We start from the raw sequence: 24,529 nt of genomic DNA, 5'->3' as shown, positions 1-24,529 counted from the left end.
TAGTCGGTTTGCGCTGTATCCGGGTTTTGTCGCGGCTTGCAATTTACGGCAAAAACCGCCCAAAGTATATGTAAAACTTGCTAATATCCAGACTGTAAGATATTTTGCAAAGGATGGCGATATGATCGAATAAATGCCGCAGTGGGGGACGGAATGGCAAAGTTTGTGCCTTTAACCGGTTGTCAAAAGGAACTGTGGCTTTCTGCTAAAGCAGCCCTGTCAGACTATGCCGAAACCTCCATCAGAGGATGCTACCATATAGATGGCATGCTCAACCCCGAGATTCTACGCCAGGCCATTCGCTGCACCCTCCATTTTACGCCTCTGCCCGCGGCCTCGCTGTGCCAGGACGAGGAGGAACCCCGTTTTCTGTTGGGCGAGCCCCACGAGCCCGATTTTCGCATTTTGGACGCGGCATCGCAGCCAGACCCAGCCGTTGCCGCCGACCGCATGATCGACGAGTTTTTTGAAGAACCCGTAGAAAATCCCCTCATCCGCTACGCTCTGGTGCTTACAGGCCCTTCAACCTGCACAGTCGCCATAAAGTGCTCGCATGTTGTGCTCGACGGGCTGGCCATATTTTTTCATATTGCTGTTATTGCAAATGTTTATGCTTCGCTAGCCCGCAGTGAAACTCCAGATCTGGGCGAGCCATGCCCCTGCGACGAAGCTTACATTGAGGATCAGGCCCACTGCGCCTCACCACGTTTTGAAAAAGACATGGCTTTCTGGGAAGAACACCTTGCCCGCCTGCCGGAAAAAAGGCTGCTGCGCGCCCTGCCGGGCCGCCCCGATGTGCTCGGTGAAAGCCGCCATAAAAAATACGTGCTGTCTGAAAAGGCCTCGCAGGCGGCAGCAGCGCTTATCGCCGCTCACAAGGTCAGCCCTGCGGTGTTTTTTACGGGTATTTATTCGCTGATCGTCTCGTTCATGAGCGGCGAAAAAGATGTCGTGGCTCTTGCACCGGTGGCCTACGGCGAGCGCAAGGTATTCTACCGCAGGCAGGGTGCCATGATGTCGCTGCCGCCCCTGCTGGTAAACGTGGCTGCCCACGAGACATTTGCCAGACTGCTTGAGGCCATCAGCGCGCAGAATGCTTCGTTTTACCGCCATATACGTACGCCTTACCAGCTGGCGGCGCGCAGGATTGAAGGGCGCAATTTTGCCTTTCTGGCCGATACCTTTGTCAATTTTTTGCCCAATACACCGCCCGGCACGCCAGAATTTCCCATTGTGGAGGCCGAGCAGCGCCACAGCGCCAAGGAACCCGTTCTTTTTGGCATGCTGGTCATGCAGGAGCTGCGCACCGGCTGTTTTTCGCTTACCGTGCGCAACAGCCGCAACCACCTGAGCGACAGGGATATTGACCGCTTTGTGGCACGGGTTGAAAACGTGGTTGCCCAGCTGGCCGCAGGTGTTGAGCCGCCCGTGCTCGATTATCTGCTGGATGAGGAAAAGCAGGAGCTTGCCCAGTGGCGCAACGGCCCGGTCAGGAGCTATGACATCCGCTCGTTGCCAGAGCTGTTTGACGCCACGGCAGAAAAATTTGCTGCGCGAACCGCAGTAAAGGATGAGTGGGGCAATGCCGTAACCTACGCGCAGCTGCGCGAAAATTCCCTGCGCTGTGCCGCATGGCTTGCGGGGCGGGGCGTTGGGCGGGGCCATATTGTGGCTGTGGCGGCACGCCGCACGGCCAACCTGCCCGAGGTTGTGCTGGGCATCCAGCGGCTGGGCGCGGTGTACCTGCCCATAGATCCCAAGGCCGCCCCCGACCGTCTCGCCTATATAGTGGAAGACGCCGGGGCAAGCCTTACCCTTGACCTCGATGACCTTGCCTACCGCCAGTCACCCCTGATTCCCCTGCCGCAGGCCCCCCTGCCCGCCGAGGGAGCCTATCTCATCTATACCTCTGGCTCCACGGGCAAGCCCAAGGGCGTGCTGGCTCCCCACGGCGGCTTTGCCAACATGATTCAGGGGCAGATAGAACTATTTGGCGTGCAGGAAGACGACCGGGTTCTGCAGTTTGCGCCCCCCATTTTTGATGCCTCGCTGTCAGAAATGTTCATGGCCCTGCTGGCCGGGGCCGGGCTGTACCCGGTCAGCGACCAGTGCCGCAATGCACCCTGGACCTTGCGACAGTACATGATTGATAATGATATCAGCGTGGTAACCCTGCCGCCCTCGTATCTGAATCTTTTTGAAGGCGAACCTTTTCCCGGTTTGCGTGTGCTCATCACCGCAGGCGAACCGCCGGTGGCGGCAGACGCCCTGCACTACGCCAGATCGTTGCGCTATTTCAACGCCTACGGCCCCACCGAAACCTGCGTCTGCGCGGCCATGAAGGAAGTATCGCCCTTTGAGCCGCAGCCCATTGGCGTGGGGCAGCCCATTCCCAATGTTACGCTCTCCATCCGCAGTGCCGACGGGCACGAACTGCCTGCGGGCATGCCCGGCGAATTGTGGATTGGCGGGGCCAGCGTGGCCCTTGGCTACCACAACAAGCCTGAAATGACCGGGCAGCGCTTTATGTGTCTGCGTCAGGAGGGTGGCGCGCGGTTTTACGCCTCGGGCGATCTGGCCTTGTGGTCGTCAAAGGGCGAAATTCTGCTGCTGGGGCGGGCAGACGATCAGGTGAAAATTCGCGGCAACCGCGTGGAACTGGCCGAGGTGGCCTGCCTGCTCGAAAATTGCGAGGCCGTCAGCCAGGCTGCCGTGCTGGCCGTCAAGGATGCTGGCGGACAGGCCAGCCTTGCCGCATTTTTTGTGCTCAAGCCCGGGGCAACCATTGAGTCTGTGGTTGTGTGGAGCCGGGGCAGCCTGCCTCCGTACATGATTCCTTCTGCCTGGCATGTGCTGGAGGCCATGCCGGTTGCCCCCACTGGCAAGATTGACCGCAAGGCGCTGCAAAATCTCGCCCGGCAGGGCGAGGCGCATGCGAACGGCGGGCGGCAGGTGGACGCGGACCTTTTGGGCATTTTTGAACGCGTTCTTGGCCGCAGCTACGACCCCGCAAAAACCTTCTTTGAGCAGGGGGGCAACAGCCTCAATGCCATGTCCCTGCTGCACGCCATCCGCAAAGCCTATAATGTGGATATTTCTTTTCGCAGCTTTGTGAGCTGCGAAACCCTGTTTGATGTGGAAGCCCTACTTGGCAACGGCAGGGTGGAATCGGCCAGCGCGGCCATTGATACCGCCCCCCTGAGCATGGGGCAGTTTCGCATCTGGGCGTACCAGCAGGTCAACGAGGGCTCCATAGATTACAATATGCCCCTGCTGCTTGAACTGCGGGGTGAAAAAACAGCAGATTTTCTTGAAGGTCTGCGCAGGGCCGCCAACGCGCAGGAGCTTTTTCACTGCACGGTGGCGGGTGATATAGACAATCCCCATTTTCAGCGCGGCAAGGGCGAGGTGTACCTGCGCAGCGTGGCCTTTACCGACGAGCACGAGGCAGCGGCCTTTTTTGACGGGCAGATACACACGCCCTTTGACCTGCGCGCAGAGCTGCCCGTACGCCTGGTGGCTGCCACCTTGCCCCACTGCGTACAGGTGCTGGTGTTGGTGCACCATGTGGCAGGCGATGGCGAAACCCTTGAAATTCTGCTGCAAAATGCCCTGCGGCATTTGCGCGGGGAGCCCCTTGTGCATGGCGCACTGGCAACACAGGAGGGCTTTTGCCGCAGGCAGGCCGACTATGCCGCTTCGCCTGCCTGTGCGGACGACGCCGCATACTGGCAATCGGTGCTTGAGCCCCGTGTTGAGCCGGTAAATCAGACTGCTGGTGCCGCCAGCCGCACCGGCGCCATGACCACCATGGATATTGATGCGGAAACCGCCCGGTGCTTTGAAACGCTGGCAAAAACTTCTGGCGCGAGCGTGCTGGCCTGTTTTGTGGCTCTGGCTGGGCGTACCCTTTGCCGCCGCTTTGGGCGCAGGGACTTGTTGCTGGGCGTGCCCATGGGCCTGCGAGAAACGCAGGACGAATTTTGCGCCGCCGGTTTTTACGTCAATACCGTGCCACTGCGCGTGAGGCTTGAAGGGCAGGAAGACAGCGCCGCCGTGGCCGATGCCGCCCACCAGATGCGGCAGGCCATTGAGCACAGTCGTTACGGCGCGGCAGATATTGTGCCGGAATTTCTGGCCACGCACGCGCATTTTGACCCAGTGCCCGCAGCGGGCGTGGATGTGCGCAGGCTTGGGCTTCAGCTGCGGGCAAGCAAGCTTACGGCAAGTTTTACGCTGGTGACCGGGGCAGCATCGCGCATTGTGCTTGAATACGATTCGGGCTGCGTGTCCGATGCCCCGGCATTGCTGCAAGAGCTGGCGCAGAGCATGCGCCGTGCATGCGAGGGGATTGCCCGGCGTAATCCTCGGCAGGTGCTGGCCGATGCCTGGCGCGAGATTCTGCACCCCGGCGCCACCGGCACGGTATCGGAAGACAGCGACTTTTTCCGCGCTGGGGGCGATTCCATCAAGGCCATCCAGATTACGGGCATCCTGCGCCGCAGCGGTATCACTACACTCAGCGCTCCAGAATTTTTGCGCAAGCCCCGTTTTGCGGATGTTTGCGCCCTGCTGGAAAGCCGGGCAGCGGCCCCAGGTGCAGCCCAAAATGTGGACTACACGCCGGTTGCCCCCGGCGAGCGCGTGCCACTGCTGCCCTTTGCCCACCATTTTATTGCGGCGCACCCCCGGCACTGGCAGCAGTTTTTTATGCTGTTGCCGCTGGAAATACGCAAGGATGTGCCAACCGCCACCCTTGAAGCATGGTTACTGGGCCTGCCCGAAAATCATGAATCGTTGCGCATGGCCTTTGCGCCCGATCACGCCACCGTGCTGGCCGAGCCGCAAAAGATTCAGCTGGACTACTGCGATTTTGACGAATCCTCAGGGCAGACTGCCATGCTGCGCGAGGCCGTGGCCCGCATCACCGCAAGGCTCAATCCCGAAGCCGGTCATACCCTGGGGGCTGTGCTTGCACAGCAGGGCAGCAGGCGCATCCTTGTACTGGCGGCGCATCATCTTGTGGTGGACGCGCTGTCGCTCGAGGCGTTGCGGCAGGAGCTTGTGCACTATTGCCGTATGGGGCTTTTTCAGAATCAGGGCCTGCGCGAGGCGCAAGGCCTTGCCCTGCGGGCGCGCGAGGTTGAGCGACTTGTGGCGGCCGGTGCTTTTCCCTCCGCTGAGCAGCGCACGCTCTGGCGTGATGCCTGCGCCGTACCCGCAGGCCCGCTGTGCGCACTACTGCCGGGCGGCAAAGACAGGGCAGAGGATCGCACCAGCGCTTTGGTACAGCTAGAAGGCTTCAGGCTTGAGTATTCGCCCGATGCCAAAGCCGACCTGCTGGCCGCTCTGGCCTGCGCCCTGCACGCGCAGGGGCAGCTGGCAGCCGTGCGCGTAACGCTTGAAAGCCACGGGCGCGATGAACTTTTGCCGGGTTTTGACTCCAGCCGCAGCCTTGGCTGGTTTACCGCTGTTTGCCCCATGCCGCTTGAGCCCGCCGCGACCTGCGCACAGGCCCGCGAGACCGTGGGGCCGTGGCTTGCACAGCATTTTACGCCAGAAAACTGCAATGCCTACGGCTATTTGCGGAAAGGCGACCCCGATTCTTTCGATTACGCGGGGCAGATTGCCTTCAACTACCTTGGCCGCATGACAGGGCAGCCCGACGACGAGGCATCGCTGGTGCTCTCGGCCCTTGCGCCGGGGCTTGTTCCCGAACTTGTGCACAGCCAGATGCAGGCCGAAGCGCCGCTCGAAATATCGGCCTACTTTGACCAGCAGGGGGCTCTGCATCTCGGGGCGTGGTTCAGCCCTGCATGCCTGCCGCAAGCCTGGGTTGCCGGGCTGCTCGATAGCTGGATTACCGCCCTCAAAACCCTGCCAGCCTACCTGCCGCAGCAGACGCTGGACGCCATTTTTGTGGCAGGCCGCTGCCAGCCAGAAGATGTGGAACGCATTGCGCAGCCTGATGCAGGGCATGCGCCACTGTTGTACCAGTCATTGCTTGCACAGTCGGGGGTTTACACCCAGCAGGTGGAATTTCATTTTCGCGGTCCAGTGGATATTTTTGCACTCATGCGCTCGTGGGAAGCTCTCATGGCGCGGCACGAAAGCCTGCGTTCGCTCTTTCCCATGCCGGTGGAAGGCGAATTTTACCGCGTGGTGCTGCGTAAGGCCCGCACCAGCCTTGAGTTTCACGATTTCTCCCACTTGCCGGAAGCTGAAGCCGAGGCAGAGGCCCAGGCCCTGCTGCGCGCAGAGCGGCAACGCGGCTTTGACGTGCAGCGCGGCCCTCTGCTGCGGGCGCGGTTTTTTCGCCGGGGTGCAGACCGCGTGGTCATGAGCTGGTGCTTCCACCATCTGCTTATGGATGGCTGGTGCATGGGCGTGCTGCTGCGTGAACTTTTTGCCCTGGCCGGGGCCGATGCCACTTCTGCCAGCTCGTGCTTACCCGAACCTTTTCCGCTTGAGGACTACAGCCGCTGGCGTGCGCAGTTTGATGAAAGGGCCGCGCGGGCCTATTGGGCAGAGTTGTTGCAGAATTTTGGGGGGCTGACAGGCGTTGGCCAACCTAAGACTGGCACTGATAGCAGAGTTGTTGCAGAATTTACCGAGCCCCTGACCGTGGAGCTTGAGCTGGATGAGAACCTGAGTGCAGGTTTGCAAAAACTGGCAACGGCAGAGGCCGTGACGCTTTCTGCTCTGGTGCAGGCCCTGTGGGCCATTGTGCTTGGCGGCGTCAATAATGGCAGCCGCGATGTGGTTTTTGGCGTGGTCACTTCGGGCCGTCCTGCAGAAGTGGAGGGTATTGAGTCTGCCGTGGGGCTGTTCATCCAGACCCTGCCGTTGCGGGCGCGCTGGTCCGCCAGCGATTCCCTCGGCGCGCTTCTGGCCCAGGTGAAAGAGCAAAATCTGCAACAAATGCGTTATGGCTATGTGCCCTTGGCGGCAATGGGCAGAAATCTGCTCGACCACCTGATGGTCTTTGAAAATTATCCTGTTGATACGCGTTTTGATCGTAGCCGTGTTGAGCTGTGCGACATGCGCGGTTTTGAAAAGTTGCCTTACGCCTTGGGTATTTCGGTTATTCCAGGCGTAAATCTGCGCTTTCGCTTTTTGTATGACCCCGAACGCTTACCTGAAGAGCGGGCACTTGCGCTGCGAAACGGGCTTCATGCGGTGCTTGCGGCAGCGGCATCTGGAGACGGGCGTACCTGCCTTGCGCTGGAAGAAGCGGCAAATAACCAAGTGGCGGGCGCAGAAAATCTTGGAGCAGGGCAGACCGGGACGGAAAGTACCACCGTTGATACTACAGAACCAGCCGCGCAAGCCCCGGTTCCACCTAGGAAGGACGTGGCGGAACTGGCGGAAACCGTGCGTGCTGCCTACGCCGCCGTGCTCGGTTGTTCTGTAGATTCTGTGGATGCGGATTTCTTTCAGCTTGGCGGCCACAGCCTGATAGCCATGAGTTTGCTCTCGCTGTTAAGCAAGAGCCTCTCTGTGGCGGTGGGTATTGAGGATGTTATGGGTTATCCCAGCCCGCGTGCTCTTGCCGCCCGCATTGGCAGTCTGGCAAAAGCGGATACTGCTATTCCTCAAACGGAGGGGCTTGCAACCTACCCCCTGTCGCAAGCGCAGCAGCGTATATGGTTTATGCAAAAGCTGCACGAGGGCGGGCAGGTTTATGTTATTCCCTTTGCCGCCCGGCTGCGCGGTCCCGTTGATGCTGTGGCGCTGCAAAAGGCCCTTACCCTGCTTGAAGAACGCCACGACGCCCTGCGCCTGCGTGTTGCTCTGGACGCACCGGAGCAAAGGCTTGCCCCTGCTGGCAGCCTGCGACTGGAATGCTACGATACGCCCCTTACTGATGACGTTTTTCTGGGTATGAGCCTGCCGCTTGGGCTGGAAAGGCCTTTGGTGCGCGTGGCCCTGTACCCGCAGCCGGAAGGCAGCCACGCTCTGCTGTTCTGCTTCCACCACATTATTTTTGACGGCTGGTCGGCAGAAATTTTTACCCGCGAACTCAACGAGGCCTATGCCGCTGTGCTGCAGGGAGTGGCCCCGCAGTGGCGACCTCTGGAGCTGGATTTTGCCAGCTACGCCCTGTGGGATTCGCAGCGTGAGCCAGAGATGCTGGAGCAGGTGTGCACCGACCTTGTGCCTCTGCCAGAACGCTTGCGGCTGCCGCTTGATTTCCCCCGGCCTGCTGTGCAGCGTTTTGAAGGCTCGGTGTTTGCCTTTGATCTGGGGCTTGAGCGCAGCCTCGCCCTAAAAAACTGGGCGCGGAATGCAGGGGTAACAGTTTTTCCCGTTTTGATGGCTCTGGTGGATGCCTTTTTGCTGCGCCATACCGGGCAGAACGACATTATCGTGGGCTGCCCCGTCGCCAACAGGGAACACGAGCAGGTTCAGGGCCTTGTTGGGCTGTTTGTGAATACCCTTGCGGTGCGGGCGCGCATGAACACTCAGGGTGGCTTTGCCGAACTGGCAGGTACGGTGGATGCCACGTTCAAAAAGTCGTTGTCCGCGCAAAACTGCCCCTTTGAAAAAGTTATCGAAGCTGTGGGGGTCGAGAGAAATGCCTCTCGTAATCCGGTGTTTGACGTGTTTGTCGCGCTGGAAGGCGCAAGCTGGAACGATTTTGGCCGTGCACCCCTGTGCATGGAGCCTCTGCCCCTGCCGCACCAGAGCAGCAAGTTTGACCTGAGTTTTTACTTCAAAGAGCAGGCGGACGGTGGCTATACGGTGGATGTGGAATACTGCACCGAGCTTTTCAGCCAGCAGACAGTCAGCCGCATGGCCGAGCGCATGTGTACCCTTGCGGACGCTGTTCTGGCTGATGATACAAAACCTCTGGTCGAACTGGATATTTTGTCAGCGCAGGAGCGCGCAGAACTCGCCAGCTTTAATGACACGGCGGAACCGCTGGATATCACCGCCGACATGGACAGCCGTTTTCGAGCTCAGGTCGCCCGTGCTCCCCATGCCCCGGCAGTACTGGACGCCGCAGGCACGGCTGTTTCGTACGCGCAGTTCAATGCGCAGGTAGATCACTTGTGGCAATGGCTGCAAGAGCAGGGCGTGGAGCGTGGTCAGTATGTGTGCGTGTGCGTGGAGCGTTCACCCGCCATGCTGGCCTGCATTTTTGCCGTGTTGCGGCTTGGGGCAGTGTATGTGCCGCTTGCCGCCACCTTGCCCGCCGAGCGTCTGCAGTCTGTGTTTGAAGACCTCGGGCCTTGCTCTGTGTTGTGCGAGGCGCGTTTTGCAGAAGTATTCTGCCAGAACGCGCAGAGCGGCCAACGCATACTCTCGCCTGATCTTGATGCCCTGGCTGCTGGCGTGCAAACGCGAGGCGTGGATTCTGCCCGCGAGGCAGATATATTACCGTCTGATTCACCGGCCTATGTGATATTTACATCAGGTTCCACCGGGCGTCCCAAGGGCGTGCTTATCGAACATGCCAGCGTTGCCAACCGCCTGCTGTGGATGCAGTCGCGCTTTCCCATCGGGCAGGGCGATGTGTTGCTGCAAAAAACCACCATCACCTTTGATGTCTCGGTGTGGGAGTTGTTCTGGTGGTCGTGGCAGGGCGCAAGTCTTGCGTTGCTTGAGCCCGGTGCGGAAAAAAATCCTGCTTTGATCGTGCAGTCCATTGAGGCCCGCCGAGTTACTGTGCTGCACTTTGTTCCCTCCATGCTGAGGGCTTTTCTCGACTATCTGGACGCCTACCCACTGGAGGCGGGCAAGCTGCAATCGTTGCGCTATGTGTTCACCAGTGGCGAGGCTCTGCCCCGCGAGCTGGTAGCCCGCTGGAATACCCTGCGGCAGGCGGAACAGCTACGCGCTGAGCTGCACAACCTTTACGGCCCCACCGAGGCAACGGTGGACGTATCGTGGCAGCCCTGCCTGCAAACGCCACCCTACACCGTGCCCATTGGCAGCCCGGTGAGCAATACCCGCCTGCATGTACTTGATGAGGGCAAACGCCCTGTGCCGTTGGGTGTAACGGGCGAGATTTACATTTCTGGCATACAGGTTGCCAGAGGCTATCTGAACAGGCCCGACCTTACGGCCCTGCGGTTTATGGATGATCCCTTTGTTCCCGGCAACCGCATGTATCGCACGGGCGATCTGGGACGATGGCTGGATAATGGCAGCATTGAATATCTTGGACGCAACGATGATCAGGTTAAAATTCGCGGTTATCGTATTGAGCTTGGCGAGGTCGAGGCGGCACTTGGACGTTGCCGGGGTGTATCGCAGGCAATAGTGCGCATGGGACGCATTGGCGAATACGAGGCGCTTGAGGCATTTTTGTTGCCGCAGGGCGGCGCACGGCTTGATCTGGCGGGTATCCGCGCTGAACTTGCGGTCTTGCTGCCAGAATACATGCATCCGGCACGTTTTTTTGTGGTGGACGACATTCCGCTGAGCGCCTCTGGCAAGGCCGATCGCAAACGCTTGCAGGGCAAGCCCCTGCTGGCTGGTCCCCATGCTGGCCCTCATGCTGAAAAATCTGGTGGGGCAGATGCTGACCTCGCGGTAGCTGCAACACCAATCCCGCAGGCAGATGCCGACGGGGCGCCGCTCGAGGCCGTGCGTCTTGTGTGGCGGCAGGTCATGCCAGAGGTTGAAGCAGGGCCCGATACTGGATTTTTTGACGCTGGTGGCAATTCGCTTTTGCTGGTGCGTCTGCACACCCTGCTGGACAAACAGTGGCCGGGAATATTCACTCTGGCCGGTCTTTTTTCAGAAAGCACCATTCGCGCGCAGGCTGCCTTTATCGCGCGTTCGCAACAGGCGGGCAGTGCGGTTGAAAACCGCCGCGCAACCACAGCGTCCATTGCCATTATCGGCATGGCGGTGCGCCTGGGCGACTACGCAGATACAGAGAGCTTCTGGCGCGATCTGGCCTGCGGCGCGGACATGAACGTGCCCATGCCAGAAAAACGGCGTAACGAAACGCGGCAGATATTCGACGCCGTGGGCCTTGCCTTTGACGAAGCACAACTACGCGAGGCGGCCTATCTTTCAGACATTTCATCGTTTGATTACCGCAGGTTTGGCCTGTCGCCCAACGACGCCAGCTTGCTCGATCCCGCACAGCGAGTATTCCTTGAAACAGCCCTGCGTGCTCTGGACGATGCGGGCTACGGCGGCAGCGCCCTTGAAAGTGCCGATGTGGGTGTTTTTGTTGGGGCAAGCCCGGTGCGCCTGTTCCAGACAGCCGTGACACGGGCCTTTCCCGATCTGGCGGAGCAGACCTATCTCATCAACGTGCCTTCCAATGTGCTGGCCCGCCTGAGCTACCTGAAAAACTGGCACGGCCCTGCGGCCAGCGTTGATACGGCCTGCTCATCGGTGCTGGCGGCCCTGCATCAGGCCTGCCGCAGCCTGCGCGAAGGCGAATGCGCCGTGGCCCTTGTGGGCGGCGCGCATATTATTGATCTGCCCGTCAAGGCAGATGCGGCCTTTGCCATCGAATCGGCCTCTGGCCAGACCAGAACGTTTGACGCTGGCGCAGAAGGAGTGGGCGCAGGCGAGGGTGCGGCGGTATTTCTGCTCAAACCGCTTAATGCCGCCCTGCGTGACCATGACGCCATCCATGCGGTTATTCCCGGCAGCGCCGTCAACCAGGACGGCAAATCCTCAAGCATGGCAGCGCCCAACCCCGAGGCTCAGGGTGAGGTCATTGCCCTTGCCGCTCAGAATGCGGGCGTTGATCTGGCAGAAATCCAGTTTTTTGAAGCCCACGGCACTGCCACTGTGCTGGGCGATCCGGTGGAAGTTGAAGGACTGCGCAGGGCTTTTGCCCGGCAAAACGCCGCGCGGCCGCAAAAGGCGCTCATTGGGTCGGTCAAGGGCAATCTGGGCCATCTGGATGCCGCCGCCGGTGCTGCGGGTCTTGCCAAGGCCGTGCTGTGTCTGGAAAAGGGCCTTGTGCCGCCCCAGCCGCATTTTGAGCGACCCAACCCGCACATTGATTTTGATGCCGCGCCCGTGCGTGTTGCTCAAAAGCTTGAATTCCTGCCGCCGCACGAGCGGCCCTGGCGTTGCGGCGTAAGTTCATTTGGCCTCAGTGGCGTGAACACCCATGTTATTGTGGCCGAACACATGGCAGAACCCCTGCCGCAGGACGACGGCAGCTGGCAGTGTGTGGTGTTCAGCGCCCCGGACGAGCCCGCGCTGCATGAGTATGTAGCGTCTGTGGCGGCGGCCGTGGCGCGCAACGAAGGCTGGCCCCTGCACGCCATTGCCGCCACGCTCATTGCCGGACGCGATGCCCTGCCCGTGCGCGCCGCTGTGGTGGCCCGCACCCGGCAGGAGCTGCTTGATCAGCTCAAGGCCCGCCTGACAGCCACAACCGTAAGTAAGGCAAGTATGGCAGATGCGCAGTGCGGCGCGTTTTTTGCCACGCAGGCAGAGGCGCAGGCGGCAGCCAGCGCCTGCCTTGCCGGGGGCACACTGTTGTGGCCCGCAGATAAACCTGCGTTCAGGCTGCACCTGCCTGCCGCCCCCCTTGCCAGAACCACGCTATGGCCCCGGTTTGCGGCGAAATTTCTTTCTGAACCTGTAGTTACGCCAAGCGGCAAGGCCTTTGCCCTGGCCGTGGCAAGGCCGGATTTCTGGCCTGCGGCAGAACACAGAATTGACGGCACACCCCTGCTGGTTGGCATGGGCCTGCTGGATTGCCTTGGCTGGATTGGCGGCGCGGCTCCGCTTGCCATTGCTGACCTGCGCTGGCGCAAGCCTGTGCTCTGCGGCCCCGGGTGCCGGGTGGTGCTCATGACACAGCAGCAGGGCAATGCCCTGAATGTGGAAGTGCACACCAGTCAACCCGACAACGGCAATGACGAAATTTGGAGTGTGGCGGCTAGTGCCCGGGTGAACTCAACTGGCGTGCTTGCTCCGGCCCCGCTCGATCTGGCGACCTTGCGCGCCGAGCTGCCAGAAGTGGCGGATCAGGACTTTGAAGGCCATAACCAGCCTGATGTGTCGCAAAGCGAACTGCGGCTTCAGGTCAGCGAACGCTGGCAGTGCCGCAAACGCCTTTGGGCTGCGGAGGACGGCAATACCCTGCTGGCCGAGCTGTGCCTGCCCGATGCCTACCGGTCTGATTTCAATACCTTCCGCTGGCATCCGGCCATGATGGATATTGCCGCCAGCCTTGCCCTGCGCCATGCATCTGGTTTTGTGCCAGCAGCCTGCAAGGAGGTGCGGCTTTACAGCCCCCTGACCGCTCAGACCTGGGCGCTGGTGCACATTACCGAGCGTCAGCAGGGCATGATCACGGCTGACTGCGTGGTTGCTGATGCCTCTGGCAGAGCGCTGGTGGAGCTCAGGGGTATGGTGTTTATGGCCCTGCGCAGCAGTGTGCAAAGCTTGGAGGTGCCCAGGCCGCAGCTCTACGCCATCAACTGGCAAAAGACCGGGATTGGTACGCAGCCTGCTGAAAGCAAAAAGATAATGCTTGTGGGCGGGCTGGGCAGTGAGCTTGCGTCGGCCCTGAAGCAGGCTCTCGGCCCGCAGGTTGTAGCTCAGGGCATCTGGCCGGTGCAGACAGAAGACGCCCGCGCTCTCGCCAATGAAGTTCTGGCCGCAGACATAGACCATCTGGTCTGTCTGCCAACCATACAGTCCTGTGCGCAAAATGATGCGCAGGAAGCCGCATGGCCGCTCTGCGCCCTGCTGCAGGAAGTTTGCCGTGGCGGCATGCGCAGCGCCCTGCGGGTGACAGTGGTGGGCAGTGGGGCCTTTGTGCCGGGCGAACAGCAGGACGCTCTGGGTGCAGTACTGCATCAGGGGCCGTTGCTCTGCCTGCCGTGGGAAGAACCCAGAATCTCCTGCGCCTATGTGGAACTTGAACCAACGGCCACTGCTGCCAGCGTGGCGGCTCTGGCGGCCAGCCTTGGGCACATAGACGGGTCGTATGTGGTGGCTGCCGACGGCACGGTGCGCGTGCGCCAGCTTGCCAGCCTGCAACCTGCCCCCGTGGCCGTTCCCATCTCCAGCAGCAAGGGTTGCGTGGTGATTACCGGCGGTCTTGGCGGCATGGGCCAAACCCTTGCGCGGCAGATTTACGATTACTGCGGCGCGCGCGTGGTGCTGCTGCACCGCAGCGGACAACCCACGCCCGACACTCTTTCGGGGGTACCCTTTGACGCCTATCGCTGCGACATCGCAGATGCCGCACAGGTCGAGGCCACTTTTGCTCAAATACGGCGCGAGGTCGGCCCTGTGCAGGGCGTCATTCACACGGCGGGCGTGGCGGGCAGGGGGTACCTGCTCACCAGCCGCAGGCAGGATTACGATGCAGTGCTTGCCCCCAAGGTGGCGGGAACATGGAACCTGCACCGGGCCACCCTTGACGACAACCTTGCCTTCTTTGTGCTGGCCTCGTCGCGTACGGCCCTTGTGGGTGCGCCGGGGCAGAGCGATTATACGGCGGCCAACGCCTTTTTGAACGCGTTTGCCCGATACCGGGCGGGGCTTGGCCTGCCAGCCCTTTCCATCTGTTGGAATGCCTGGTCGGATGTGGGCATGGCTGCCCGCGAAGGTATGGGTAACGGACCAGAAGCCGCAGGCATGCTTGCGCCGCAACAGGCGCTTGAAGTGCTGCTTACGGCTCTCGGCAGTGGTCGGGAAACTTTGGTTGTGGGCATGAGCGGCGAGAACGTGGCGGCCTTCAGCCTCAATGGCCTGCCGAATAAGGAAGGGCAGACTGCTCAAGCGCGTCAAACTCTTCTGCCTGGCAATGCAACTCCCGCACCCGTAGTATCAGATGTTGATGAACGTCAACTATTTGAAATAATGCGCGATTGTCTCGGATACGACCGACCGCTCAGCAGGGAAGACGACTTTTTTGATCTGGGTGGTGATTCCATTGCCGCCACGCGCATCGTCAACCGGCTGCAGAAAGATGCGGGCATCGAGCTGAATGTGGTGGATCTGCTTGAAAGCGACAACCTTGGTGACATTGTTGACCGCGCTCTGGCGGCCATCAAAACTGTGTCACAGGCAGAGGCGGGCCATGGTAATTCTGGCGAGGCCGTACTGCTTGAAATCATGCGCGACTGCCTTGGATATGACCGCCCGCTTGCGAGAGATGACGACTTTTTTGATCTGGGGGGCGACTCCATTGCCGCCACGCGTATTGTAAACCGTCTGGAAAAAGACGCGGGCATCTCGCTGAGCGTGGCTGATCTGCTTGAAAGCGACAGCCTTGGCGACATTGTTGACTGTGCGCTGGCCGTGCAGCAATCCGACCAGCCTGAACAGCAATCTGGGGGACAAGCCGGACTGCGGGCCGAACAGCAGGCCGGGCCAGCAACCCCGGTGCTCGATAAATACCCAGTGGGCAATGAACAGCTCGCCATTCTGTATGCCGACATGGTCAGTGAGGGTGATCTTGGCTTTAATTTGCCGGCATTTCTTGTAATGCCGCCAGATGTTGATGGTGCCCGTCTTGAGGCAGCACTGGGTCAACTGGTGGAAAGGCACGAGGTTCTGCGCACGAGCTTTTGCGATTTTGAGGCAGAGCGTCCGGCCATGGTCATCCATACCTTTGCGGGGTTTACGCTGGAGCAGAGGCGCATTGCCGATCTTGCGCACAAGGACGAAGTTATCCTCCCCTTCAACCTGCGCAACGAAGGGGGCTTCCGGGCCATCTTGCTGGTGACAGACATTGGCGAAAAGGTGCTGTTCATCGACGTGCACCACGCCCTTGGCGACGGCAGAACCATGTCGCTGCTCAATGCAGAACTGTACCGTATGTACCACGGCCTGCCGCTTGCACCCGTATCGGCCCAGATGAAGGACATAGCCTGGCAGCAGGTTACGCAGCCCGATACTGCGGCGGCGGCCTACTGGCAGGGCATCTACAAAGGCGAACTGCCGCAGCTCAACCTGCCTGCATCGCACCCGCGCCCACGGGTGCACACTGGCCGGGGCGGCATGTATGAATTTGAGCTTGCGCCAGAGCTTGTGCAGGGCATCAAGGCTCTGGCCCGCAAGGCAGGGCTGACCAACTATCAGGTATCGCTCTGCGCGTGGAGTTTGCTGGCGCAGGCCTACACCGGCTCGCACGATGTGGTGATCGCCGTTTCTGTGGACGGGCGCGGCGAGCACCTTAACACTGCTGGCATGCTGGCATCGGTTCTGCCACTGCGCTTCAGTGTTGACCCCACCCAGCCGCTTGCAGCACTGCTGCGTGCCACTCGGCAGATCAGCAACGAGGGCATGCGCCACAGGGGCTACATTCTCAACAACCTGCTGGCCGATCTGCGCCAGACCACATGGCCCGACAGATCGCCCCTTTCAGAAGTGATACTTTCGTACATGAACTTTGAATTTGCCGCCGAAGGGCAGGGCATGTTTGAAACCCTGCGGTTCAGCAAGCACGCCAGCAAGACGGATATTTCCATTTTTGCCAGTGATACGGGCACGAACATTGGCATTGCCCTTGAATACTACGCCGACCTCTTCAGCGAGGCCGACATGCAGCGCATGGCCGCTGATTATGTGCGTATTCTAGAGCTTATGACCACCAGCCCTGCAGACGAAGCCCTGCATTTTGAGCCTTCGGCCCTGCCCGCAGCGAAAAGTGCGGCAAGTACTGTGCCCGCAGCCGCCTGCGAGGTTGTTGCTCCGGCAGCCCTGCGGCAGGCAATCATGGCGCTTGCTGCGCAAAAGGGCGCAAGCCCTGCGGCGGTATTGCTGGCCATATTTGCGGTGCTGATGGGCAGGGTAAGCCAGCAGGAACATGTGTCCGTGGGGGTTGCCGACCGCGCTGTGGATTTTGTGCTGGACGACAACATGGACTTTGATGACCTGCTGGCGCACACCAGGGCGGAGCTTGCCGCAATAAGGCTTGGCAAGGCCGGTCGGGCATACCGGCAATCGGCTGCTTGTTTAAGCACGGGTTTTGAATTTGTTGGCACGGGCTGCTGCGCCGGGCAGGGTGACCACGGCCTGTTGTGTTCGGTTTCGGAACTGGGCGAGGCCTATCTGCTGCGTTTTGTGTACGATCCCCGTCTGCTTTCGGCTGAAACTGCCGCGAACTGGCTGGAATATTATGGGCGCTTTCTCGAAAGCATTACGGAAGGAATGGCATGATGAAGCTAGCGGATTTTTCCTTAAGCGCGCCCCTTAAAAAGAGCCCGGCCCAGGCTGGCACCAAGCCTGTGAATGCAGCATCCATCGGAGCGGGATTGCCCAAGGATTTTGCACCAGATCGTGATGCAGACCATGCAGCTGGGCAGGGTTCTACGCTTGAGGAGCTGTTTCGCAGTATCGTGGCGCGCAATATTGATGCCCCAGCTCTCGCCGGTGGGGGCTGCACGCTCAGTTTTGGCGAGCTGGATGTTTTGTCGGAGCGCATCGCCCGGTTTATTGCGGCGTGCGGCTATGGCCGCGAGGCCGTGGTTGGTGTGCTTTGCGCGCGTGGGGCGCTCTATCTGGCAGCTGCTCTTGGCGTCATGCGAGCCGGGGCCGTGTATCTGCCCGTAGAGCGCGAACAGCCGCAGGCACGCAAAGAGGCCATGCTGCAACCCGCTAGTCTGATTGTTGCCGACAGCGCCTGCCTGCGTGATGCCGAGTATTTTCATTACAGAAACCCCGGCATCCAGCACGTGCTGTGCCTTGATGAGCAGTTTTACGACGACGTGGCCGAGAAGGGTTCTGGCCTTATAAGCACCGAATACTGGGAGCAGGTGGCGGAAGCGGGCAGCGACATGGGCTGGAAGAGCGATTTTGACGCAGCCCCCTGCCCGCAGGACGAACTAACCCAAATGGCCGCAGCCGTGCTTGAAAAGTGCGGCCTGGCGGGCAACTTGGGCCATGTATTGGGTCGCAAGGTGCTGGATGTGGGCAGTGGGTCTGGCACTGTCGCTCGCGCCCTTGGCGGTGCAGCCAGTGAATATGCGGCCGTTGATCTGGCTCGCAACGAGCTGAGCCGTGTTTCTGCCTTTACCGTGCCCGCAGTGGTAACGTCCCGCCGCATGGAGGCCGCCGACATACGCTTTCTCGAAGGGCAGACCTTTGACGTTATTGTTCTCAACGGTGTTGCCGAAAACTTTCCCGGCTACAACTATCTGCGCAAGGTGCTGAACCAGGCAGTGGATTTATTGACGCCGCAGGGCATACTGTTTGTGGGGGCCGTGCGCGATCTGGGCAGGCAGGACGACCTGCGGGCGGCCCTGCAGGCCTATGCCCTTGCAAGTGGCAACCAGACGGGCTTGCTACGCCACGATTCTTCGGACGAGCTTTTTGTTCCGCGCTGTTTTTTTGCGGAATGGGCGGCACTGAGCCCGGTGCCTGTGCAGGTAGAAATCACTCCCTGTTCGCTTGGGCAGGGGAGAGTGCAGAACGATGCACAGGCGGGAAATGAAGCTTTTCGGTATGATGTGGTTATCCGCCCGGGCGGCAGCCAGCAGCATTTGCCCCGCGCGCGCTTTGGAGCGCAGCATCTGCCGCCAGCTGGTGGGTCGCACTTGCCTTTATGCGAGCCCACGCAAGCGGCCTACATCGTGTACACCAGCGGTTCTACCGGGGTTCCCAAGGGCGTGGTGGTAGAGCACCGCAACCTTATGCACATATTGCGCGCCCTGCGGCCTTATGCAGCAGACTGCGCACGTGTGGGGCTTGTGGCACCGCTTTCGTTCGACGCCTCGGTGCAACAGTTGGCGGTTTCCATCTTTTGCGGCAACAGTCTGTATGTACTTTCGGACGAGGAGCGCAAAAATCCCTCGTTGTTTTGCGCCTGCGCTCGCGAGCGTGGGCTTGACCTGTGCGACATGACGCCCGCCTTTTTCAATGTGCTTACAGACTGGCTTGCCGAGCAGCGCCAACCCTTGCCGCTCAAAGCCGTGTTGCTTGCAGGCGAGGTGCTGCGGCCCGACGTGATACGCAAGTTTTATGCAATCCCCGGCAATGAGAGCGTGGTGCTCTATAATGTATATGGCCCCACAGAATGCACGGTGGACAGCAGCGCCTTTTGCATTGATCTGGATAATTACCTGGATTTTACCGCCTATCCCATTGGCAGGCCCCTGCAGGGCGTGCGTATTCACGTGATGGACAAAAATGGCTGTGAGCTGCCTGATTCCGTAACCGGCGAACTGTGGATATCTGGCGATGGTGTTTCACGCGGGTATCTGAACAACGCATCTCCCGGTGCTTTTGTAGTACACGGCGGTCAGCACTATTACCGCACTGGTGACAATGGATTTGTACAGAATGGGCTTGCTTTCTATCGCGGGCGCGAAGACCAGCAGGTAAAAATCAGGGGCAACAGGGTAGAGCTCGGCGAGGTAGAAAAGGCCGTGGCTGGTTTTCCCGGTGTGCGGCAGGTGGCCGTGGTGGCCGATATCTTTCGCACCGGGGCGGACAAAAGCCTTGCCGCCTATGTGGTTGGGCAGGTGGATATGGCCCTTTTGCGCAGCTATCTTGAGCAGCAGTTGCCCCCCTATTGCGTGCCTGAATTTTTTGTTCCCATGGTGGAGTTGCCTTTTTCCATCAATCGCAAAATTGACAAAAAAGCCCTGCCATCGCCCCTTGGCGGCACAAAAACGCAAGGGGGCCGTATGCCCTCTGGACCAGTGGAAGAAAAGCTGGCCGAAATATGGAAGCGGCTGCTGGGCAGTGACGTGACAGATGCGGATGCGGGATTTTTCAGCCTTGGTGGGCACAGCATTCTTTCCATCAGGTTAATTGCCATGATTGAAAAGGAGCTGGGCATCCATGTGGCGGTCAACGAACTGCTTACCCATTCGAGCATTGCCGCGCTGGCAGAGCTTTTGGCGGGCAAGACAGAAATGCGCGAAAGTCCGGTTATCAGGCTTTGTCACTGTCCGGGCGGCAAAAAGCTCTTTCTGTTCCACCCTGTAGGTGGCAGCGTGTTTTGTTACAGCGACCTGGCACGGCATCTGGCCCATAAGTACACGGTGTATGCCGTGGAGGCGGCGGGTTTTAGCCAGAAACGCACGTCAATCACCACAGAACTGCACACGGTTGAAAGCCTTGCAGATTATTATCTGGAAGAAATCCTCAAGGTTGAGGACAAAGATATCATTTTTGGCGGCTGGAGTTTTGGTGGGCTGCTTGCCTACGAAACTGCCTGCCGTCACGCCGCCCTAGGCCACAACCTTGGGCCAGTGGTTATTCTTGATACCGTGGCCGACAATAGCCGCGCAAAACAGATGGCCGCCAAGGACGATATCGAACTGTTGCAGTCAATACTGCAACAGGGCCTTGCCTTTGATCCGCAAAAGCTGCGCAGCATGCCGCGTGAGCAGCAGCTAGACTACCTGGTGGAATGCGCCGAAAAAAGCGGGATGTTGCCCGCTGGCTTCAGTGCAGTGCAGATGGACAACCTGCTGCTGACCTACCGTGGCAACGCGCTGGCCGCAGCCCGCTACGAGCGGCCAACCCCCTCGGACTGCAAGGTGTTGCTGGTACGGGCCCTGGATTTTGCCAATAACCCGCAGATTTTGCTGGATGATGATTACCAGGGCTGGAACCGTTTTTTGAAGAAGGAGAATATTGCGCTGCGCTGGACGCAGGGAACGCACGAATCCATGCTTTCTGCTGGCCTTGTAACAAATGTGGCCGCACTGATGCTCGAGTACCTGGAGCAGGAAGGCGCGGATAAATTCTCTAAATAAAGTCTAGAAATTGCCTTGGAGAATTTCTTGACAATGTTGTAACGATGTTGCCGAGGTCAAATGAGGCACATTCTTGTTTAGAGAGAGCTTAAAATCAATTTTCAGGCCGTGTTTTGCACGGTAAAAGTTGTCAAGAAGGGTATTTTTCACGATTGAGAAATTTTTTTTTGTTTACCCCTAAAGTTTTTACTTGAAATTTATTTGCCGTAGTGAAACAGTCGTGTTTAAGTTTGCAAGGCTGTTTTTTCTCGGCATTTTTTTGTTTTTTGCCCCAGAGTCCGGGCGACCAGCTCGGCAGCGAAAAAAAATGCTGACCTGAAATGGCCAGTGGATGGCGGGACAACCAGCTGTTGGGCAAGTAAAAATTTGCCACCGCATTTTTAGCGTTCAAGCATCTGTAAGTGAATCTTTTGAGCCTGCATTGATGGTTCACTGGCTGCGCTAAAGTGTCTGCTGTATTCATTCGCACGTAAATGGAATCATTTATGCCGCCGCCGCAGTATATATGTAATTGTATTATATGCGCTGGTGGATTTTCAGTTAGGTTCACTGCTGTTACTTAATTTTTTTTGATCAATCATTTAACGTAATTGTTTAAAGCAGGCCACCCCGTGTGAGCAAATGGTACGGATGTGGCTGCCTGTATAACCTTCCGATGAATATCTGCTATCAAATCATGCTACGCATGGTTTAGGGGCCATTTGGTATTAGTTATTAAAAATTGAGTCCCTATTGTCTTTCTGGGGACTTTTTGTATATGCTTGTTATGGAGCTCAGGTGTTTGACTTGGGCAAGTCGTGTTACCGCGCTCAGGGACAGCAGCCCTGGTCAGGATTTTGTTATGCAGGCACAAAAAGAATCCAGATTGTTTTTGCAAAAGCTCTTGCAAAACCCGCCCATGCTGCCGTTTGACCCCAAACTGCTCCCCCTGCTGTTTGCGGTTACTCAAGAGGGCTCCAATGCCTCCATGAAGTCGGTGGTTTCGCTCATTGAGCAGAGCCCCCGGCTGGCTACGCGCGTACTTGCCGTTGCCAACTCGGCTGCATACGGGCTTGAATTCAAAGTCTCAACCCTGCAAAGGGCCATCAGCATCATGGGGCTGCGCGAGGTGCGCCTGCTTGTGTTGATGGTGGGCATGTCTTCGTTTATACGCGAGGCCCAGCTGCCCAAGGATTTTGATACCAACCGGTTCTGGAAGCACCTGGTTTCCGTGGCTACCATTTCAAGGGCGCTGGCAAATGTTTTTGGCGGCAAGGAAGGCGCTTGCGGGCCTGACGCCAAAGCAGAAGACCGCCTGGTGATGGTTCCCGACGAAGCATACATAGCGGGCCTGCTGCACGATGTGGGCAAGCTGTTTTTGGCCGCAATGCGGCCGGATATCTGGGAAAAGGTTGTGGAAATAGAGCAGGTAGAATCTGTGGAAACTTTTGAGGCTGAAAATGCCGAATGGGGCATGGACCATGCCCTCATTGGTGCCGCCGTGCTGCACCACTGGAAGCTGCCGCTGGTGCTTACCGAACCCATCAATCTGCACCATTCGCCAGAGCTTGCCACAAGCTTCAGGATGGAAGCGCGGCTGCTCGCCGTGGCCAACTGTCTGGCGCGTTACAGTCACGACACCCCGGCGACTCTTGGCGATGATGTGCTTGAGTATCTGCCTCAGGGGTGCGACCCAGAAGCCGTAAGCGTGGCCGTGTTTCAGAGCATGGCTGGCGCGCAGGGCTCCGGTTTTGCTGAACTCAATGCGTAGCCCATGTGCGGGGCTGACCGCGCGCATGTTTTTTTCAACTTTTCTTGAGGCTCATTTTTGAGGCGCGCGCATGGACATTGAAACCGGGCTTGATAACTTGTTGCAAGGGCGCTTTGATGCTGCCCTGGCCGAGTTTGAAGGTTGCAGGCAGCAGCCGGGTGCAGAAAAGCTGTGCGAACTCGCGAGAGCGTGCGCAGATCTTTCTGCCTATGCTGCAGCACTGGCAGAAGGTGATTTTTCCGTTCGTCCGCCACGATCCTGTCGCAATTTTTCCACACACCTCGAAAGTCTGCACGCCAAGCTCAAACGCCTGGCCAGGCAGCTGCTGCTATTTAGCGCCGGTTACCCCATGCCTGCCATTGATGATATGGGTGAACTGTCGGAAGGGCTCAATTTTCTTATAGATCAGGCGCATACCTGCAAACAGCAGGTAGAGCACGACCAGAACCACGACGTTGAAACCGGCCTGATGAACCGCAAGGCCTTTGTGCGTGGCCTGCGCGAGGCCCTGCAGATGCAGCCCGGCAAATTTGGGGTGCTTTTTTCATGTGGGCTCGATAATCTCAAGTATGTTAACGATACCCACGGTTACGACTGTGGCGACATGTATATCAGCAAGGTTGTTGAAGTTCTGCGTATGTGTGAAAACGAATCGGTGCTGCTGGCGCGCACCGCGGGCAACGAATTTGCGGTCTACGCCCATGGTTTTGACAGTGAGGAGAGCGCCCTGCGTTTTGCGCAGGACAACCGCAAGACCCTGTTGAATACCACCATTGATTTACCTAATGAAATCGTGCGCATACGGGCTTCGCTAGGGGTTGCCGTGTACCCCAGCGACGCGATGACTGGTGACGTGCTAATGAACTACGCCAGCCACGCCATGTTTGAGGTGCAGAACTTCAACCGTGGCACGCTCATGCGCTTTAACCCCGAAATTTATCGCGCCAAGGCCAATATTCTCAGCAGGCAGGAGCGCCTGGACGAGCTGCTTGAGGGGCAGCTGATACGCTTTGCCTTTCAACCCATCGTTAGCCTCAGAGACGGCTCCATCTACGGTTATGAAGCCCTCATGCGCTCCACGACGCCGCATTTCGCCTCACCGCTCGATATGTTGCAGCTGGCCGAAGCCCAGTCAAAACTGCCCCAGCTTGAGCACCTGACCTTCAGGATGATTTTTGACTGGATGGGCGAGCACCTGGCATCGCTTGGCAGCAAAAAAATATTTTTCAATGCCATCTCGGCGCAGTACCTTGATGTGAACGAGCTGCGCAATCTGCATCCGTGTTACGAAGAAATCAGTCGTAATATGGTGTTTGAGATCATTGAAACAGCCACCAGTGAAGACGGCCTGGCCCGCAAAATTCGCGAGCTACGGGCAGAGGTGGCGGCCTTTATTGCCATTGACGACTTTGGCTGTGCGCATTCCAACGCATTGCGACTGTTAAATATCTCGCCCGAGATTCTCAAGATAGACAGCTTCTTTATCCGCTCCATTCACAAAGCGCCTGCAGCCAAAAAAGAATTCCTGTCCAATATTCTTGTATACTGCCGTTCCAAGGGCATACTGACTGTTGCAGAGGGTGTCGAAACCCATGAAGAGCTGGCAAGCGTCATAGCCCTGGGTTTTGATCTGGCACAGGGTTTTTATCTTGCGCGCCCGGGCTTTACCTTGCAGGATATGACTCCTTCACAGGTGCAGGAAATTTCTGTTCTCGCCGCCGCCTTTGGCGCTTCTGCCGACTGATTCTCTTTTTCCACTCACTTCCTCCCTGTTTTGTCACTTTTTTTCGCACTCAGCGCTTTTTTTCCCAACCAGCCTTTCTTCAGCCCGTCCGCCTTCAGTCGCGTTCCTTGCCAAATCCTATTGTCGCATTCTGACGGAATAAACCGCCAGCGGTTCTGCCCGGTCAGTTTATGGTGCATGGTCTTTGGCCATGTCCATCGAATGCCACGTGGATCGCGCGTAATTCATACTGTATTGATTTGTTTTTTCGTGTGGGCCGCTGCATCAGCATGCAATCATATGCATTTTTGTAAGTACAGCATGTGCTATGCTTTCTATTTTATACTTATATAGTATGTTTTTCAGCGTGAATGTAAAAGATTTGCGTGAAAT

5 protein-coding genes are annotated in these 24,529 nt (G+C 58.5%); 4 read left to right on the top strand and 1 reads right to left on the bottom strand.

The features are described 5' to 3' along the window. Positions 1-153: 153 nt before the first annotated feature. Positions 154-17,115, top strand: a complete 16,962-nt coding sequence (locus tag F8N36_RS12970) for a non-ribosomal peptide synthetase (RefSeq protein ID WP_291333239.1) — start codon at positions 154-156, stop codon at positions 17,113-17,115. Next, positions 17,112-20,663 carry an alpha/beta fold hydrolase gene (locus tag F8N36_RS12965; protein ID WP_291333238.1) on the top strand — a complete coding sequence of 1,184 codons (3,552 nt, stop codon included), beginning with the start codon at positions 17,112-17,114 and terminating at the stop codon, positions 20,661-20,663. The genes F8N36_RS12970 and F8N36_RS12965 overlap by 4 nt, the downstream gene beginning before the upstream one ends. A 130-nt stretch (positions 20,664-20,793) precedes the next feature. On the opposite strand, the gene F8N36_RS12960 is transcribed toward F8N36_RS12965, so the two are convergent. Beyond that, positions 20,794-21,126 carry a hypothetical protein gene (locus F8N36_RS12960; RefSeq protein ID WP_291333237.1) on the bottom strand — a complete coding sequence of 111 codons (333 nt, stop codon included), beginning with the start codon at positions 21,124-21,126 and terminating at the stop codon, positions 20,794-20,796. Between the two features lie 378 nt (positions 21,127-21,504). Between F8N36_RS12960 and F8N36_RS12955 the strand changes: the two genes are divergently transcribed. Both F8N36_RS12955 and F8N36_RS12950 read left to right on the top strand, forming a co-directional pair. Next, complete coding sequence (locus tag F8N36_RS12955; RefSeq protein WP_291333236.1) at positions 21,505-22,413, top strand: HDOD domain-containing protein; 909 nt, start codon at positions 21,505-21,507, stop codon at positions 22,411-22,413. 70 nt (positions 22,414-22,483) lie between these two features. Next, a complete protein-coding gene (locus F8N36_RS12950; protein ID WP_291333235.1) occupies positions 22,484-24,157 on the top strand; it encodes a GGDEF domain-containing protein in 1,674 nt (557 codons plus the stop codon). The last annotated feature ends 372 nt before the right edge of the window (positions 24,158-24,529 follow it).

It is taken from the genome of Desulfovibrio sp. (assembly GCF_009712225.1).
Lineage (GTDB): Bacteria > Desulfobacterota > Desulfovibrionia > Desulfovibrionales > Desulfovibrionaceae > Desulfovibrio.
Note: the sequence above shows the minus strand (reverse complement) of the source record. Positions and strands in the feature narration are given on the sequence as shown.

Bases quoted from the DNA above. Each gene is read 5' to 3' on its own strand.
- F8N36_RS12970 (WP_291333239.1), top strand. From the start codon at position 154: ATGGCAAAGTTTGTGCCTTTAACCGGTTGTCAAAAGGAACTGTGGCTT.
- F8N36_RS12965 (WP_291333238.1), top strand. From the start codon at position 17,112: ATGATGAAGCTAGCGGATTTTTCCTTAAGCGCGCCCCTTAAAAAGAGC.
- F8N36_RS12960 (WP_291333237.1), bottom strand. From the start codon at position 21,126: ATGAATACAGCAGACACTTTAGCGCAGCCAGTGAACCATCAATGCAGG.
- F8N36_RS12955 (WP_291333236.1), top strand. From the start codon at position 21,505: ATGCAGGCACAAAAAGAATCCAGATTGTTTTTGCAAAAGCTCTTGCAA.
- F8N36_RS12950 (WP_291333235.1), top strand. From the start codon at position 22,484: ATGGACATTGAAACCGGGCTTGATAACTTGTTGCAAGGGCGCTTTGAT.